The organism is Meiothermus taiwanensis WR-220 (assembly GCF_003568585.1).
Lineage (GTDB): Bacteria > Deinococcota > Deinococci > Deinococcales > Thermaceae > Meiothermus > Meiothermus taiwanensis.
This window is the reverse complement of the sequence record NZ_CP021130.1, coordinates 1380583-1396447: the sequence shown is the minus strand read 5'-3', so window position 1 is coordinate 1396447 and position 15865 is coordinate 1380583. Positions and strand designations below refer to the sequence as shown.

Here is a 15865-nt window from a genome sequence, read left to right as displayed (position 1 = left end):
TGGACACGCTAGTATGGGGCCATGGAAGGAATTTCACGTACCGGAAAAGCCCTGGGACGCAGCGAAGTAGAGAAGATATACCAGAGTAAACTGGTTAGCCTAGACACCGCTGCTGGCATGATTAAAAGCCACTCGAGGGTCTTTGTCTCGGGCAATGCAGCAACCCCCACGCCCCTGCTGGAAGCCTTGGCCCAGCGCAAGGACGAGCTGGAACAGGTTGAGCTGGTACACGTCTTGCAGCTTGGCCCCGACCCCTTTCTGGCCCCCGAGATGGAGGGGCATTTCCGCCGGCGCTCACTGTTTGTAGGCCCCGCCGACCGCGAGGCAGTCAACTCCGGCCGGGCCGATTATGTGCCCATCTCGCTGCATCAAGTGCCCTGGCTGTTCAAGCGGGGTGTGCTACCCCTGGACTACGCCCTGGTACAGGTCTCCCCCCCGGACGAATTCGGTTTTGTGAGCCTGGGTGTGGAGGTAATCGCTGCCAAAGCCGCAGTGGAGCAGGCCCGGCGGGTTATCGCCCTGGTCAACCCACGGATGCCTCGCACGCTGGGCGACACCTTTGTGCATGTGTCGAAGTTTGCTGCCTTCGTAGAGGCAGACTTTCCCCTCCCAGTGCTGCCACGCGACACTTTCGGCGAGGTCGAAGCCAGGATTGGCAAGTACGTGGCCGATCTGATCGACGACGGCTGTACCCTACAGATGGGCATTGGGGCGATACCGGACGCCGTGCTGGCCAACCTCACTGGCCGCCAGGATCTGGGCATCCACACCGAGATGATCTCCGATGGCGTGATGGAGGCCTTAGAAAAGGGCATCATTACCGGGCAGCGCAAAACCTTGCTTCCCGGCAAAGTGGTGGGTACCTTTGTGTTGGGTTCTGAGCGGCTGTACCGCTTTGTACACAACAACCCCCTCTTTGAGATGCGGCCCGCCGACTGGGTCAACAACCCCATCAACATAGCTCGCAACGACCATATGATCGCCATCAACTCGGCCCTCGAGGTCGACCTCACCGGCCAGGTTTGCGCCGACTCGATCGGCACCCGGATTTACTCCGGCTTTGGTGGCCAGCTCGACTTTATCCGCGGGGCCGCCGCCAGCAACGGTGGAAAACCCATCATCGCCCTCCCCAGCAGTGGCAAGGATGGAAGCTTTAGTCGGATTGTTTCTTTGCTCAAGACCGGCGCTGGCGTTGTAACCACCCGGGCCGATGTGCACTATGTGGTCACCGAGTACGGCGTGGCTGAACTGTTTGGCAAAAGTCTGCGCGAACGAGCCCAGGCGCTTATCGGCATTGCGCACCCCAACTTCCGTGAGGAGCTTAGCCGGGCTGCGTTTGAACGAGGCTTGTTACCCAGAAACTACCCCGGTTTTTCTGTTCCAGAAAAGCCGAATGCGTGAACACCGCTCGATTGGGGTTGTCTGCGCTAGGGGTTCGGGCCTGGGGGTGGTTGCTTGCTTGGCGTGCTCAGGAAGCAGGAAATCGTGGTGGGCCGGTAGAGCAATGTTTCGCTAGAGGCAAAACTTATCATGGTCGGACGCTGTTCACCACTCAAAGTACCGACCTGCACGAAATTTTTATCCGATATCTGCGATTCATTGTGCTTGGCGCGCACTTGACAAATGGGCCGCGCCTCATCCATATACTGAACCGTATGTCGGATTCAACTCTAATTGTAGTGGAATCACCCGCCAAAGCGAAAAGCATTCAAAAAATGCTGGGCGCTGGCTATGAGGTGCGGGCCAGTAAAGGCCATATAGCCGACCTGCCCGAGCATGAGTTGGGGGTGGACACCCAGGCCGATTTTGCACCGCAGTATGAGGTGAAGAAAGACAAGCAACCCATTTTGCAAGAGCTCAAGCGAGCGGCTCGAGGCAAGCGGGTGCTCATCGCCACCGACCCCGACCGTGAAGGCGAGGCCATCGGTTGGCATGTGGCCCGGCTGCTGGGCCTTAACCCGCAAACCCCTCTACGGGTCGAGTTCCATGAAATCACTCCCAAAGTGGTGCGGGCCGCCGTACAGAAACCACGCCCAATCGACCAAAGCCTGGTCGATGCCCAGCAGGCCCGGAGGGTGCTGGATCGTCTGGTGGGTTACCAGCTCTCGCCGGTGCTGAGCATGGAGTTTCGGCGCCGGGCGCTGTCGGCCGGCCGGGTGCAGTCGGTCGCGCTACGGCTGCTGGTTGAGCGGGAACAAGAAATCGAAGCGTTTGTCCCCCAGGAGCACTGGAGCATCGAGGGGCGGTTCGAATCGGGGGGTCAGCAGTTTAAGGCCATACTCTACAGCCTGGGCTCGGAGCGGGTGCAATCCGGCGACAAATTCCTGATTACCAGCGAAAAGCAGGCCCAGGAAATCGCTCGTCTGGCAAAAGCCGTTCCAGATTACCGCATCGGCAGCATCGAGCGCCGCGAGCGGCGCCGCAACGCCCCTCCTCCTTTTATCACCTCGACCCTCCAGCAAGCGGCCAGCAGCCGGCTGGGCTGGACAGCCAGTCGCACCATGCGCGTGGCCCAGAAGCTTTACGAGGGTATTGACCTACCCGAGGGCACCGTGGGTCTTATCACCTATATGCGCACCGACTCCACCCGGGTCTCGCAGGAAGCCCTGGCCGAGGTGCGGGCCTTTATCCCACGCCACTTCGGGTCGGCTTACCTGCCCGAGAAGCCCAACTTTTTTGCGGGAAAAAAGGCCGCCAACGCCCAGGATGCGCACGAAGCCATCCGCCCCACCTCGACCGAGCGAACCCCAGACGTGCTGCGCAAGCACCTCAGCGACGAGGAATACAAGCTGTACCAGCTTATCTGGCAACGCTTTGTGGCCTCGCAGATGACCCCCGCGGTCTACGATCAGACCACGGTAACGGTTATCGGGGGTGGAACCCCCAGCGGACGATCCCCTTCGGGACGGGCAGAAGCCCGTACACCAAGCGGCGACCTGACCTTCCGGGCGGTGGGTTCGGTGCTGAAGTTCGATGGTTACCTGCGGGTGTATGGGCGGGAGGAGGGGGACGATGCCCTTCGGGACGGGCAGAAGCCCGTACAGCAAGGCGACGAAGCCGAGAACCGGTTGCCACCCCTAGAGGAGAACGCCAGGGCCCGGCTGCTGGAGGTTATACCCGAACAGCATTTCACTGAGCCGCCTCCGCGGTACACCGACGCCAGCCTGGTCAAGACCCTCGAGGAGATGGGCATTGGGCGGCCTTCGACCTACGCCCCCACCATTGACACCCTCGAGCGCCGGGGCTACCTCGAGCGCAGCGGCAAATCGCTCAAGCCCACCCCGCTGGGCCGCGAGGTGACCGAGTATCTGATCAAGAGTTTCCCCGACGTGGTGGCCTACGACTTTACCGCCCAGCTCGAGTCCCGACTCGACGAGATCGAGGAGGGCAAGGCCGCCTGGCCCAAGGTGGTGCGTGAGTTCTACGAGCCTTTTCTCAAAGACTTTGCCAAGGTACCACAAAAACTCTGCCCCAAATGCGGGCGGCCCCTGGAACTTAAGGTCTCGAGGTTTGGGCAGTTTTTGGGTTGCACCGGCTACCCCGAGTGCCGATACACCGAGCGCCTCGAGCTCAAGAAAGAACCCGAGCCCATTGGGGAAGCCTGCCCATCCTGTCAGCAAGGGCAGCTGGTGCGCCGGCACGGGCGCTACGGCAGTTTTATTAGCTGCAACCGCTACCCAGATTGCAAGTACACCCGCGACGAGGCCCCTTCCACCGGAATCGAGTGCCCCAAATGCCACGCCGGCGAGGTTGTACAAAAAACCAGCAAGCGCGGCAAGCCCTACTACCGTTGCAACAACACAGCCTGCGACTTCTTATCCTTCGACCCATTGCTGCCAGACAAGTGTCCTCTTTGCGGTTGGAACGAGGTGGCTAAGGGCCGCACAGGCAGGCGGGCCTGCACCAATCCCAGCTGTGAGCGCTACGGTGGGCCCAAGCTCGAGGCCCTGAACCAACCGCGCACAAAAAGCAGCAACAAAACCACCGGCACAAGCAAAAGCAAAGCCAAAGCCAGCGCCACCTGGGCCGACCTCGAGCCCTTTATAGCCAAAGCCAACCTCACCCCCGAGCAAGCCGAGGTGGCCCGCCGCACCCAGGGCCAGCAAAAGCAGGTGGCGGCTGTAGCCAAAGCCCTTAATCAACCCGAGGAGGCTGTGCTGAAACTCTTCCGCCAGGCCATGTTCAAACTGCGCATGGAGTATGGCAAGGCCCGCAAGGAAGCGGTAAGGGCCTAGGCAGGATGTGGTTGTATGAAGCTCCACCTCGTTCGGCTAGCCAAACGCCAGGGGCAGGCGCGCTTTCCGGGCCTCGAGGGTTTTAGCACGCTCTTGATGGAAAGGCCTCAAGAAGTAGAAGGGCCGCGCCTGTACGTGCTGCTCGAGGGCGAACTGGTGATAGACCTCCCCGACCACAGCTACCTGCACCTGCGCAAGGGCGAAGGGGCCCACCTCCAGGGCCCGCATAAAATAACCCCCATCGATCCCAGCGTGGTGGCTGTGTGGAACCCCGGAGGGTGCTAGCATAGAAGCATGAACCACCCCGAGCTAAAGCCGGTATTGGAACGCATCCTGGAAGTGGTACCGGCCCAGCAGATTATTCTGTTTGGCTCGAGGGCCAGCGGCCAGGCCCGCCCGGATAGCGACTACGACTTGCTGGTGGTGGTGCCGCCCAGTCTGGACAAACGCGAGGCCATGCGGGCGCTCTACCTGGGCTTGAGCCAGATCAAAAAAGGCTTTCCAGTAGATGTTTTAGTGGCTTATCCCGAGGATTTGCAGCGCTACCAACAAGCCTGGATGACCATTTACCCCGAGGTTTTAGCGCACGGGCAGGTTCTGTATGCCGCTTAACCCGCTCGACCCGAAGGCCTGGCTGAGCTTGGCCCAAAGCGATCTGGCCTACGCCGAAAACCCCCCGACCCGCGGGCTTTTCGAAACCTCGACCTATCTGGCCCAGCAAGCCGCAGAGAAGGCACTAAAGGCGCTCCTGATACACCTGCAGCGTCCTTTCCCCAAGACCCACAACCTGGACTTCCTGTTTGAGCTGCTCGAGGAGGCCTCTATTACCATCCCTGCAGAAGTACGCCAGGCTGTTTTGTTGCAAAACTACACGATTCGTGGGCGGTATCCTTCTAACTTTCCCGAGCTGACCAGGGCAGAGTATCTAGAAGCCCTCGAGCTTGCCCGGCGGGTGCTGGCCTGGGTGGAAAAACAACTGCAGGTCTAGACTCTATATTAACCCACCAGGTACAGCACCTCGCTCAGGGCCTGCACATACTCCTCGGGCCGCAGGCCTTTTTTGGGGATGCGGAAGCCGGGGGGGTACTGGGTGGGCTCGACCCGGAAGGGCAGGGCCCGCAGGGCTTTGGCGTCGTAGTCGAGGCGAGAAGTCTGGAAGGCGATCTGCAGGTGCAGCATGTCCTCGGTGATGGAGACCACCCCCCGGCCCTCGGCCAGCAGGCGCAGGCGGGTGAGGGCCAGGAAGTTCTCCACCTCCTGGGGGGCCGGGCCGTAACGCTCCTTGAGCTCTTTGGCGATGCGGGACAACTGGGCCAGGCTGCGGGTCTCGGCCAGACGGCCATAGTAGCGGCTGCGGGCAGCGGGGCTTTGGATGTACTCAGGTGAGAGCCTAGCCGAGAGCTGGAGGTCGAGGGTCACGTGGCGTTCGGGCTCAACCCGCTCACCTTTCAGCTTGCGGATGGCCTCGGCCAAAAGCTCGGTGTAGATCTCCAGGCTCACCGCGCGGATGTGTCCGTGCTGCTCGGGGCCCAGCAGGTTGCCCACCCCGCGGATCTCCATGTCCTTTTCGGCCAGGAGGTGGCCCGAGCCCAGGTCGGAGAGGTCGGCGATAGCGGCCAGGCGGCGTTCGGCCCCTTCGGTGAGGCGCAGGGGGTGGAAGAGGTAGGCCCAGGCCTCCTGGTCGCGCCGCCCCACCCGGCCCCGCAGCTGGTAGAGCGCGGCCAGGCCCAGCTTGTCGGCCCGCTCGACCAGGATGGTGTTGGCCTCGGGGATGTCGAGGCCGGACTCGATGATGGTAGTCGCCAAAAGCACATCGAAGGCCCCTTCGGCGAAGGCCAGCATGGTCTCCTCCACCTCGGACTCGTGCATCTGCCCATGCACCACCCCAAAGCGGGCCTCGGGCACCAGGGCTTCCAGGTAACGGCGCCGGGCCAGGATGGTGGCCACCCGGTCGTGCACGTAGAAGGCCTTGCCGCCGCGCTCGAGCTCGTCCATGATGCCCTGCCGCACCAAAGCCGGGTCGTAGGGGGCCAGCAGGGTGCGGATGGGCTTGCGTCCGGGGGGCGGGGTCTGGATGCTGCTGAGGTCGCGCAGGCCCACCAAGGCGCTGTAAAGGCTGCGGGGGATGGGGGTGGCGGAAAGGTAAAGGGTGTCCACGGCCTCTTTGAGCTCGCGGATGCGCTCCTTCTGGCCCACCCCAAAGCGGTGCTCCTCGTCCACTACCAGTAGGCCCAGGTCTTTGAAGCGCACATCGGGTGAGAGCAGGCGGTGGGTGCCGATCACGATGTCCACCGTGCCCTGCTCGAGGCCCCGCAGCACCTCGCGGGCCTCGCGCTCAGGGGTGAAGCGCGAGAGGGCCGCCACCCGCACCGGCAGGCCGGCCAGGCGCTTCTGGAAGGTCTCTTTGTGCTGCTCGGCCAGGAGGGTGGTGGGCACCAGCACCGCCACCTGGGCCCCGTGCCCCACCACCCGGAAGGCCGCCCGCAGGGCCACCTCGGTCTTACCGAAGCCCACATCGCCCGAGATCAGGCGTTCCATCGGGCGCGGCGCTTCCAGATCGCGCAGGGTTTCTTCCAGGGCCTTCTGCTGATCGGGGGTGAGTTCGAAGGGGAAGTTCCGCTCGATCAAGGGATCCCAGTCGGGCAGCGGCCCAAAAGCCCGCCCCGGGGTGGCCTCGCGCTTGGCGTGCAACACCAACAGACGCTGGGCCAGCTCTTCCGCATCTTTGGCGGCTTTTTCGCGGCTCCGCTTCCACTCGCCCTTGCCCAGGGAGGAAAGCGCCGGGGGGTCGTCGGTGGTGCCGGGGTGGCGCTTGAGGAGCGGGAGCTGCTCAACCGGCAGGTACATCCGGGCCTCGCCCGCGTAGCGCAACACCAGGTAGTCGCGCTGGGCCCCCAGCACCTCGCGGGTCTCCAGGCCCAGGTACTGCCCAATGCCGTGCTCGGGGTGGATTAGATAGTCGCCTACGGCCAGGGCGCCGGGGTCGGCCTCCTCACCGGAGAGCAGCTTGCGGTTACGCAGCACCTCAGCCCCGCTGAAGGCGTACAGGTGGGCCTCGCTCAGGTAGACGGTGCGGCGTTCGGGCTCGAGAAAGGCTCCCTCGAGCGGCGCCGGAACCAGGTTGAGGCTGCCGGGCTGGGGACTCAGGGTGGGGGTGGAGCGCACGGCCAGGCCGGGGTACTGGGCCTGAAGCTTGGAGATGAGGTACGCCCGGCTTTTAGCGTGGCGGTAGAAGAAGACCACCGACCAGCCTGCCTCCGCCCAGGTGTGCACATCTTCGATAAACTGTGAAATGCGGGCCCGGTAGGGGGGCAGGGGCTTGTACTCCAACGATAAAGGGGGTAGCTCCGGCCCACCCAGACCAAAAGCCACGCAGTCCCGCCCCCTTAGCAAGGGCCAGAGGGCCTCGGGGGCCAAAGCCGGGGTGTCGAGGAAGACCGGGCCGGGGAAGTGCAAAATCTTGTGGGAGTCCCAGGTTTCGGCCTTGCCCGCGCGGGCCGTGAGGACGTGTCGCTGGCGGGGCTGCCCGTCCACCTTCAGCACCTCCAGCTCGTCGCCAAAGAACTCCAGCCGCACCTCGCCCAGCTCGAGCACATCCCCCTGCACCCGGTAGTCCTCTTCGCGCAGGTAGCCCATGCGCAGAAGCCGCTCCAGCAGCTCGTCGCGCAGGTAGCGACGGCCCACCTCGAGCACCAGCCGCCAGTCTTGGGGCCGGGCAGGAAACACCTCGAGGGCCTCCCGGTAGCTCATCACCACTGCCTCGGCCTCGCCGATGGCTTCCAGGCCGGGGTTCACATAGGCCGAGACCCCCAGCGCACCCAGGTCGGCATACAACCCCAGCCGCTCCTCGGGGCAGAGCAGCACCCGGGGGCCTGGGTGCTGGGCAAAGATCAGGGCACGGGCCACCTGGGGCAGGCCGGGCAGGTAATGGTTCAGAACAGAGGGCTTGGTAAGGTTCATAACAAATCATCAAAGCCCACCAGGAGAGCCTGGGGGGATCGGCTCCAGTCTACAGGGGCAGCACCGGTTGCACTACCGGCGGTTCTGGCGGGTGAATGCCATCATTGTAGCGAATAATGCTACCATTTAAGCATGGTGCGCACCCAGATTCAGCTCGAGGAAGCACAATGGCAACAACTACGGGAAATAGCCCACCACGAGGGCATCTCCGTCGCGGAGGCCGTACGCAGGGCCGTAGATGGTATGTTGAAAGAAAAGCAAAAAGCCTACCGCTGGCGCAAAGAACAGGCCCTGGCTGCGGTGGGGCGCTTTGCTTCAGGTTTGCAGGATGTGAGTAAAAACCACGACCGCTACCTGGAGGAAGCCTTTGACCCTCGTTGACACCTCGGCCCTGTATGCCCTCCTAGATCGGGACGACCACAACCACCTGGAGGCCAAAGAACGCTGGGAGGTGCTCCTGGAAGAAGATGAGCCCCTTTGCACACACACCTATGTGGGGCTAGAAATCACGGCCCTGGTACAGCGTCGGCTGGGGATAGAGGCCGTGCGTGCGCTCGAGGCGTTGATGGGCATGATAACCTTATACCCGGTGAGCCTCGACCTGCATCGGCAAGCTTTGGCCGCCTTGCTGAGCGCCGGGCGTCGAGAGGTAAGCCTGGTAGACTGGGTGAGCTTTTTGTGGATGCGCGAGAAAAACATCCGCCAGGCTTTCGCTTTTGATCAGCACTTCCTCGAGCAGGGGTTCACCAGCCCACCTTCCAAAACACCATGACCGACGTACTCATCATCTCGGGCGGCAACGCCGAAGACCTGATCGGGGCCACCCTCTGCCAGCACCTGGGGGGCCTGCGGCTGGCCGCGCTGCCCCTGGTAGGCCCGGGCCGGCGCTACGAAGGCTGCGTTGAACGCATCCTGGGGCCGCGCACGCAGATGCCCTCAGGGGGCTTTCCCTTCAACAGCCTGGAAAACCTGCTGGCCGACCTGCGGGCGGGTTTTCTGCAAGAAATCGTCTTACAAATCCGCGCAGCCCAGCTTGCCCGCCGCGAGGTGCGGGCCATCGCGGTGGTAGGCGATGCCTACGCGTTGGCCGTGGGGGTGCTGGCCTCGGACTGGGGGCGGCTGCCCCTTTTTCACCTCCAGCCCCAGATTTCGCACTATTACTGGGGCGGTCGGAGTGTCTGGGAGCGGCTACGGCAAATTAATCAGTTTGCTGCTGAAGACTACATGTTTTACGAGCGCTGGATGCACCGCTTTGTGCGAGCGGTCTACGTGCGGGACAAGCTCAGTGAGCAGCGGGCCCAGCAGCTTGGCATGCACAAGGCCCGTTTTGTGGGCAGCATGGCCATGGACACCCTGGGCCCCCCCGAGCGCGACCTGAGCGGGCTGCTGGATGGGCGCAAGGCGCTGGTGCTCCTGCCCGGCACCCGGGCCGATGTGCGCTTTAGCCTGCCCCTCATGCTGCAAAGCGCAACCTTGCTGCCCGAGTTGCAGCCGCTAGTGGCCTGGGCCGGCGACTTTACCAACGTACCGCTGGCCGAGGGCTGGGCACTGGATATTCGGGACGAGCAGACCGCCATTGCCCATCGCGAGGGCCAGCAGGTCTGGCTCCTGCGTGGGGCCTTTTCGGCCATCCTGCACGTGGGCTATGTAGCGATTGGCACTGCCGGCACTGCCAACGAGCAGGCGGCGGGAATGGGGATCCCGGTGGTGGCCTTCCCCACCCCCGGGCCGCAGTACATCTACCCCAACGCCCTGCGGCAAAGCCGGCTACTGGGCAAGGCCCTGCGCCTGGTAGAGGCCAGCCCGGAAGCAGCAGCAGCAGCCGTCCGAGGGTTTTTGCTTGACCCCCAGGCCCGCGAGGAAGCTGTCCGGGAGGGCCTCGAGCGCAACGGGCCACGGGGGGCGATACCCCAGATCGCTAGTGAGATAGCAGAGGTCTTAAGTGCCGATAAAAATCGCTTTCCTAACTGATGCACCCAGAGTGGCCGGGAGCGAGACCTGGCTGCTTAGCTATCTTCCAACACTTAAGCAGAATGGTTTTGATCCGATTCTCTACCTTTCAAGCAGGCCCTCCCTAGACGATTACGCCCGCCGGATACAGGCGGCTGGGGTTGGAATCCAGCGATACAAAAAGCTGGAGGAAATCGCTCCAACCGCGAGCAAAGCAGACCTGCGGGTAATACAGGCCTGGAACGCGCAAACATATACCTGGTCGTTCAGCCACCTTCCTGGCCCCAACCTGGCAATCATCCACGATCAGCTGGAGTTCCACTACCCTTTAGGCCTGAAATACCTGTATCGCTTTGTTTATCACCTTAGCAAGGCCAGAGCTCTGCACAAAGCCAATGCAGTGATTACAGTTTCAAAGTGGGGAGCAGAGCTCCTGAGAAGCCTTGGGCTGCCACGGGTGTTTACCGTGCGCAATGGGGTAGATGTTCAGAGGTTCAAACCCAGACCTGAGTCACGCTCCAAACTCAGATCGGACTTCGCCTTCAACCGTTTCACCGTGCTGATTCCAGGGCGCATGTCTCCGGAGAAAAACCCCTTGGCGGCGCTCTTGACTGCCCGTCTATGCCCGCATCTGGATTTCGTCTTTGTTGGAGATGATGATTCGGTTACCGGAAAAGCGGTAAAGTACCTGGCCAGAAAGTACGGCGTCAAAAACGTGAGGTTCTGGGGTAAAAGATGGGATATGCCTGAGCTGTACGCGGCGGTGGATGCCGTTATGCTCCCCACTCTGGCTGAGAACCAGTCGCTGGCAACTCTGGAGTCAATGGCCAGCGGGGTTCCCGTGGTAACCTCGAACATACCCGCCCAAGCCGAACTGATCTTAGACCAAATCGAAGGCCTGCTGGTGCCCCCCAAGCCTCCACTGCTTGCAAAAGCGCTCAATACGCTGGCCTGCGATACTCAAAAAACCGCCGCAATGGGACGAGCAGCGCGAGAACGCGTATTGAAACAGCACACGCTGGACTTGAGCACCTCCGAGCTCATTAAAGCAATACTAAATGCGCTGAAAACCGCTTGAGACATCGGTTCTTACAGCCTGAGGGTATTTCCAAGGAGGCTACGCAGAGCCGGACGATGGGCTCCTAAAACCCACTGGGTGGCAGAGGCGGCCTCATAGGCTGCTAGAATCGCAGCATGAGTTCGAAGCCACCTGCCCCCTTATCCCCCAGGAGGGCCCCATGAAAGCCTTAGACAAGCTTCCTTGGCAAAAACAAGACTTGCCTAGATTCACCGCCATGCTACTTACCCTGGGGCTCTTGGAGTTCACCCGCGCGGCCTTTTTCTGGGTATACCTACCCTTTTCATCCAAGGAACTGGGCCTAAGCCTGAGCCTGGTCGGGCTGGCCTGGGTTGTGCACTCCCTAACCGAAGCACTGAGCCGGGGCATTGGGGGGTTTTTAGTTCAGCGCATAGGCTTTGGCGCGGTGGGTGTTTTATCGGGCCTGGTGGGCCTGCTGGCTTTGTCCGGCACCATCCTTAATCCCAACAGCTGGTTCTTGTTAGCCAGCATGCTGTTGTGGGGTGTGAGCATCTCCGGTCTACAACCCGGTTATCTATCTTTTTCCAGTCGAATCGCCGTTCCTGGAAGGGAAGGCCGGGCCATCGCCTATTCGCAGTTTCTGGTGATGCCCTGGATCGGGTTAGGCTGGGTTTTGGGAACCTTTTTCATAAGGAATCTACCCGAAAGTACCTCGTTGCTACTCTTTGTTGCCCTGGGCCTGGTCACCCTGCTTGGCCTCACTAGCCTGGGTGTGCGGGAGCCTCTGCCAAAGCAAAGCCTTAACATCCGGCAGCTCATGCAGGTGCTCATCATTGTCCCAACCGCTTTTGCCCAACTTTTTTTGCAAAACCTGTTCAATCTGGTAATCCTCAAATTCACCCTCACACACCTCAAGCTGACCGAGTGGCAGCTTTACCTAGCCATGGGTCTAGCCGCCACAGTAGTTTTTCTAGGGGCCGGTATCTTGGGCCGTCTACCCGACCGCAGAGGCATCTGGCTACCCCTAATTACCAGCCTAGGCACCCTGGCTGCTATTTTCTTGCTAATCGCCCAAAAGCCCTCCTACCCCTACTTCCTGCTCTTGTGCTTGCTGGGCGGTATAGCTTTTGCAACCTTTGTACCAAGTTGGAATGCCCTCTTGGTGCGCCTGCTGCCCACAGAGCATCGCACAGCCATCTGGGGCTCGTTGATGGTGGTTGAAGGGCTTGGGGCCGCCACTGGGCCGGCCGTGGGCGGGTTTTTATGGGACTGGCTGGGCCCCAGCGGCCCCTTCTGGGGTGGGGCGGTGGTGTGCGGGTTGCTGATAGTCTTCTACGGCTTTGTTTACTGGAGGCTCCGCCGGGGCATCGCTGCTTAGACCAAAGCCCAATAAAATGGAGCTGCTATGGGATACCGAATCGAAACCGACACCATGGGCGAAGTGCAGGTCGAAGAAAGCCGCTACTGGGGGGCCCAGACCCAGCGTTCGTTGCAGAACTTCCCAATTGGGCAGGAGCGCTTCAAGATGCCCCGCTCCATCATCCGGGCCATGGGCATCCTAAAAAAAGGAGCGGCCTTAGCCAACGCCGACCTGGGTGAGCTGCCTCGAGAGAAAGCCGATCTGATCGTGCGGGCCGCCGATGAAGTAATTGCTGGCAAACTCGACGATCACTTCCCGCTGGTGGTCTTCCAGACCGGCTCGGGCACCCAAACCAACATGAACGCCAACGAGGTCATTGCCAACCGGGCCATCGAGCTGGCTGGGGGCGTGCTGGGCTCCAAAAAGCCCATTCACCCCAACGACGACGTCAACCGCGGCCAGTCCTCCAACGACACCTTCCCCACGGCCATGCACATTGCCGTGGTAGAGGAACTGCACCGACAGCTCTACCCCAACGTGCAAAAGCTGCGCGATACCCTAGCCGCCAAGGCCGAGGCTTTCAAAGACGTGGTCAAAGTCGGGCGCACCCACCTGCAGGATGCCACCCCCATCACCCTGGGGCAGGAGATCGGAAGCTGGGTGGCGCAGATCGACTACTGCCTGGGTGAGGTTCGCCACGCCGAACAGGGCCTTTATGAGTTGGCTATTGGTGGTACAGCGGTGGGCACTGGCCTCAACGCCCACCCCAAGTTTGGCGACCTGGCCGCCTCGTATTTTGCGAAAGAAACAGGGTTTCCTTTTGTGTCGGCCAAAAACAAATTTGCCGCACTGGCCGCCCACGATGCCCTGGTCACCACCAGTGCCGCCCTGCGTACCCTGGCCGGAGCCCTGATGAAGATGGCCAACGATGTGCGCTGGCTGGCCTCCGGCCCGCGCAACGGGATAGGCGAGATTATCATCCCAGAAAACGAACCCGGCAGCTCCATCATGCCCGGCAAGGTCAACCCCACCCAGAGCGAGGCTATGACCATGGTGTGTGTGCAGGTCTTCGGGAACGATGCGGCGGTGGCCTTCGCCGGTAGTCAGGGCAACTTCCAGCTTAACGTGTTCAAGCCAGTGATGGTCTACAACGTTCTTACCAGCATCCAGCTGCTGGGCGATGCCTGCGCTGCTTTCAACGATAACTGCGCCGTGGGCATTGAACCCAACCTACCGCGCATCCGAGAGAACCTCGAGAAAAACCTTATGCTGGTCACCGCCCTTAACCGTCATATCGGCTACGACAAGGCGGCTGCCATCGCCAAAAAAGCTCATAAGGAAGGCATTAGCCTCAAGGAAGCAGCCCTGGCACTGGGCTACCTAACCGAGGAAGAGTTCGACAAGTGGGTGGTACCCCTGGAGATGACCCACAATTAGCGGCCTTTTGAGAGCTCAGTCACAGCCTGAACCGGACTTGCGGTAATAGAGTACACCTGGGAGGTTCAACCATGAGTTACCCGTTCAAACTACCCGAGCTCGCTTACCCAAAGGATGCACTGGAACCCCACATTGACGCGCAAACCATGGAGATTCACCATGGCAAGCACCACGCGGCCTATGTGAACAATCTGAATGCGGCTTTGGAAAAGCACCCCGAGCTGCATGGCTGGAGCCTCGAGGATTTGCTGACCAAAATTAACCAGGTGCCTGAAGACATCCGCACCGCCGTGCGCAACAACGGCGGCGGCCACCACAACCACACCTTGTTCTGGGACATCCTCACCCCCGGCGGCAGCAAAGAACCCACCGGCAAGCTGGCCGAGGCCATCCAGGCCACCTTCGGCTCTTTTGATGAGCTCAAGGCCAAGCTGACCCAGGCTGGAGCCAGCCGCTTTGGCTCCGGATGGGCCTGGCTGGTCAAGGATAAAGACGGCAAACTACACGTCTACAGCACCGCCAACCAGGACTCCCCCCTTATGGAAGGCCACACCCCGCTGCTGGGAATTGACGTGTGGGAGCACGCCTACTACCTCAAATACCAGAACCGCCGCCCGGACTATCTGGCGGCCATCTGGAACGTGATCAACTGGGACAAGGTGGCCGAGCGGCTTTAGCCGCAAGCGCTGCTAAGGAGGCCGGGAATCCCCTGGCCTCCTTACTGCGTGCGTTCTACGGATTTGCACCCGCTGTACTGCCGTGTACCTCCACAACCACCCCCTGTACCGGCCCGGCCAGCCGTTGCTTGGGCAGAGCCAATGCGAGATTAGTAAGCCCTGCGTTATTTGGTAGTTAGGTGAGATTATCTCTGACAGGCCTGGGGAAAACCTGATGAAGAAGGATTTCTCGGATCGTCCAAATGCGTTCCGTGAGACCTGCTGCCATAGCCGGAGAACAAGGCTGGTAGCGCCGCCTGCCGATGGGCTCTGCTAGGGGAAGTCGGAGGGAGCGGTGGGGGCGGGCAAAGTTGTAGACCGTCATCCGCCAGTCACCGCGGTGCTCCCGGGACTCAGGCCTGCGGGCAAAGGCCAGGGTCTTGCGCACGGAGAAGGCGTCCATACGCCGGGCCGTGGCGTTGAGCCGCTCAATGGCAGAGGTGTTAGGGGTGGTGTAGCCCAGACGCTCTAACTCCAGGTCAATGCGCTTGCGACTGCCATGGGCCATGCGCAGTCTGACCTCCACCACCCGCCGGCCCTCACGCCGTTTGAGCACCTGGACATGGGCCTGCCGGCGGGTCAGGCGATAGCGCTCTCGCGGCCTCCTGCCGCGAGCCCCTCGCCGCTTGGGCTGGTAGGGGGTTCCGAAGACTTGCGGGAACAGGGTGGCGTAGCATTCCCAGCCATCGCTGAAGAAGGCCAGATCCTGGAAGTCTCTCAGCCGGGCCTTCCCCCCGCGCAGAAGGCGGCGGGCCAGATCCTCGTTGCGCTCGCCCTGCACCCGCTCCACGATCAGGCGGCTTTTGGGTTCGAGCAGCTCCGCCTCCCAGCAGGGCCGGTTCTTGCTCCCGGCGTACCCGTGCCGCTCGTCGGCCTGCAGGCTGCTGCACACCAGGCCCTGCACCTGCTGGTCATGAAACAGCCGCCCGTGCCGACCCAGGCAGCGTTCCAGTCTGCGCACGCTCTCCCGGCTCACCTTGAGCAGGCGAGCGGTGGCGGCCTGACTGCTGCCCTCGCTCAGTTGCTCTGCGACCGCTACGGCCTTGGATTCGGGCAGTTTACAGTTCCAGAGGGCCGTGCCCTTCCTTTCGCTGAACTCCTGCCCGCAGCTCTTGCAACGCAGGTATCGTATCTTTTCTGCGCTGTACACTTTGCGTACCTTGAGATT

14 protein-coding genes are annotated in these 15865 nt (G+C 61.6%); 12 read left to right on the top strand and 2 right to left on the bottom strand.

Features of this window, described 5'->3' with window-relative positions; translation table 11 throughout:
• Positions 1 to 21: 21 nt before the first annotated feature.
• From MTAI_RS06830 to MTAI_RS06810, 5 genes are all read left to right on the top strand, one after another.
• Entirely contained in the window at positions 22 to 1401 is a 1380-nt protein-coding gene (locus MTAI_RS06830) for an acetyl-CoA hydrolase/transferase family protein (RefSeq protein WP_043982167.1), read from the top strand.
• A gap of 254 nt (positions 1402 to 1655) precedes the next feature.
• The gene (gene topA, locus MTAI_RS06825; protein WP_027886918.1) at positions 1656 to 4235 is read left to right on the top strand and encodes a type I DNA topoisomerase; all 2580 of its coding nucleotides are present in this window, start codon (positions 1656 to 1658) and stop codon (positions 4233 to 4235) included.
• Between the two features lie 15 nt (positions 4236 to 4250).
• The gene (locus tag MTAI_RS06820; RefSeq protein ID WP_027886919.1) at positions 4251 to 4520 is read left to right on the top strand and encodes a hypothetical protein; all 270 of its coding nucleotides are present in this window, start codon (positions 4251 to 4253) and stop codon (positions 4518 to 4520) included.
• Between the two features lie 9 nt (positions 4521 to 4529).
• Positions 4530 to 4847, top strand: coding sequence for a nucleotidyltransferase domain-containing protein (locus MTAI_RS06815; RefSeq protein ID WP_027886922.1), 318 nt, complete (start codon positions 4530 to 4532; stop codon positions 4845 to 4847).
• A complete protein-coding gene (locus MTAI_RS06810) occupies positions 4837 to 5223 on the top strand; it encodes a HEPN domain-containing protein (RefSeq protein WP_027886923.1) in 387 nt (128 codons plus the stop codon). The genes MTAI_RS06815 and MTAI_RS06810 overlap by 11 nt, the downstream gene beginning before the upstream one ends.
• 8 nt (positions 5224 to 5231) lie before the next feature.
• Here MTAI_RS06810 and mfd read toward each other — a convergent pair whose 3' ends face one another.
• Positions 5232 to 8195, bottom strand: coding sequence for a transcription-repair coupling factor (mfd, locus tag MTAI_RS06805; RefSeq protein WP_027886924.1), 2964 nt, complete (start codon positions 8193 to 8195; stop codon positions 5232 to 5234).
• Positions 8196 to 8327: 132 nt separating this feature from the next.
• Between mfd and MTAI_RS06800 the strand changes: the two genes are divergently transcribed.
• The 7 genes from MTAI_RS06800 to MTAI_RS06770 all read left to right on the top strand — a co-directional run bounded on the left by MTAI_RS06800 (position 8328) and on the right by MTAI_RS06770 (position 14658).
• Positions 8328 to 8576: a ribbon-helix-helix domain-containing protein gene (locus MTAI_RS06800; protein ID WP_027886925.1), complete on the top strand. Its 249-nt coding sequence runs from the start codon at positions 8328 to 8330 to the stop codon at positions 8574 to 8576.
• Positions 8563 to 8967 carry a type II toxin-antitoxin system VapC family toxin gene (locus tag MTAI_RS06795; RefSeq protein ID WP_027886926.1) on the top strand — a complete coding sequence of 135 codons (405 nt, stop codon included), beginning with the start codon at positions 8563 to 8565 and terminating at the stop codon, positions 8965 to 8967. The genes MTAI_RS06800 and MTAI_RS06795 overlap by 14 nt, the downstream gene beginning before the upstream one ends.
• Positions 8964 to 10166 (top strand): lipid-A-disaccharide synthase-related protein, encoded by a 1203-nt coding sequence (locus tag MTAI_RS06790; RefSeq protein ID WP_027886927.1) that lies wholly within the window; start codon positions 8964 to 8966, stop codon positions 10164 to 10166. The genes MTAI_RS06795 and MTAI_RS06790 overlap by 4 nt, the downstream gene beginning before the upstream one ends.
• Positions 10138 to 11223, top strand: coding sequence for a glycosyltransferase family 4 protein (locus tag MTAI_RS06785; RefSeq protein ID WP_223299697.1), 1086 nt, complete (start codon positions 10138 to 10140; stop codon positions 11221 to 11223). The genes MTAI_RS06790 and MTAI_RS06785 overlap by 29 nt, the downstream gene beginning before the upstream one ends.
• Positions 11224 to 11440: 217 nt before the next feature.
• Complete coding sequence (locus MTAI_RS06780; protein ID WP_051349792.1) at positions 11441 to 12562, top strand: MFS transporter; 1122 nt, start codon at positions 11441 to 11443, stop codon at positions 12560 to 12562.
• A gap of 27 nt (positions 12563 to 12589) precedes the next feature.
• Positions 12590 to 13981: a class II fumarate hydratase gene (gene fumC, locus MTAI_RS06775; protein ID WP_027886930.1), complete on the top strand. Its 1392-nt coding sequence runs from the start codon at positions 12590 to 12592 to the stop codon at positions 13979 to 13981.
• A gap of 71 nt (positions 13982 to 14052) precedes the next feature.
• Positions 14053 to 14658: a superoxide dismutase gene (locus MTAI_RS06770; protein ID WP_027886931.1), complete on the top strand. Its 606-nt coding sequence runs from the start codon at positions 14053 to 14055 to the stop codon at positions 14656 to 14658.
• Between the two features lie 175 nt (positions 14659 to 14833).
• Here MTAI_RS06770 and MTAI_RS15090 read toward each other — a convergent pair whose 3' ends face one another.
• Positions 14834 to 15847 (bottom strand): hypothetical protein, encoded by a 1014-nt coding sequence (locus MTAI_RS15090; protein WP_210210037.1) that lies wholly within the window; start codon positions 15845 to 15847, stop codon positions 14834 to 14836.
• Between the last annotated feature and the right edge of the window lie 18 nt (positions 15848 to 15865).

Bases quoted from the DNA above. Each gene is read 5' to 3' on its own strand.
- topA (WP_027886918.1), top strand. From the start codon at position 1,656: ATGTCGGATTCAACTCTAATTGTAGTGGAATCACCCGCCAAAGCGAAA.
- MTAI_RS06820 (WP_027886919.1), top strand. From the start codon at position 4,251: ATGAAGCTCCACCTCGTTCGGCTAGCCAAACGCCAGGGGCAGGCGCGC.
- MTAI_RS06830 (WP_043982167.1), top strand. From the start codon at position 22: ATGGAAGGAATTTCACGTACCGGAAAAGCCCTGGGACGCAGCGAAGTA.
- MTAI_RS06780 (WP_051349792.1), top strand. From the start codon at position 11,441: ATGCTACTTACCCTGGGGCTCTTGGAGTTCACCCGCGCGGCCTTTTTC.
- fumC (WP_027886930.1), top strand. From the start codon at position 12,590: ATGGGATACCGAATCGAAACCGACACCATGGGCGAAGTGCAGGTCGAA.
- MTAI_RS06815 (WP_027886922.1), top strand. From the start codon at position 4,530: ATGAACCACCCCGAGCTAAAGCCGGTATTGGAACGCATCCTGGAAGTG.
- MTAI_RS06810 (WP_027886923.1), top strand. From the start codon at position 4,837: ATGCCGCTTAACCCGCTCGACCCGAAGGCCTGGCTGAGCTTGGCCCAA.
- MTAI_RS06770 (WP_027886931.1), top strand. From the start codon at position 14,053: ATGAGTTACCCGTTCAAACTACCCGAGCTCGCTTACCCAAAGGATGCA.
- MTAI_RS06790 (WP_027886927.1), top strand. From the start codon at position 8,964: ATGACCGACGTACTCATCATCTCGGGCGGCAACGCCGAAGACCTGATC.
- MTAI_RS06800 (WP_027886925.1), top strand. From the start codon at position 8,328: ATGGTGCGCACCCAGATTCAGCTCGAGGAAGCACAATGGCAACAACTA.
- mfd (WP_027886924.1), bottom strand. From the start codon at position 8,195: ATGAACCTTACCAAGCCCTCTGTTCTGAACCATTACCTGCCCGGCCTG.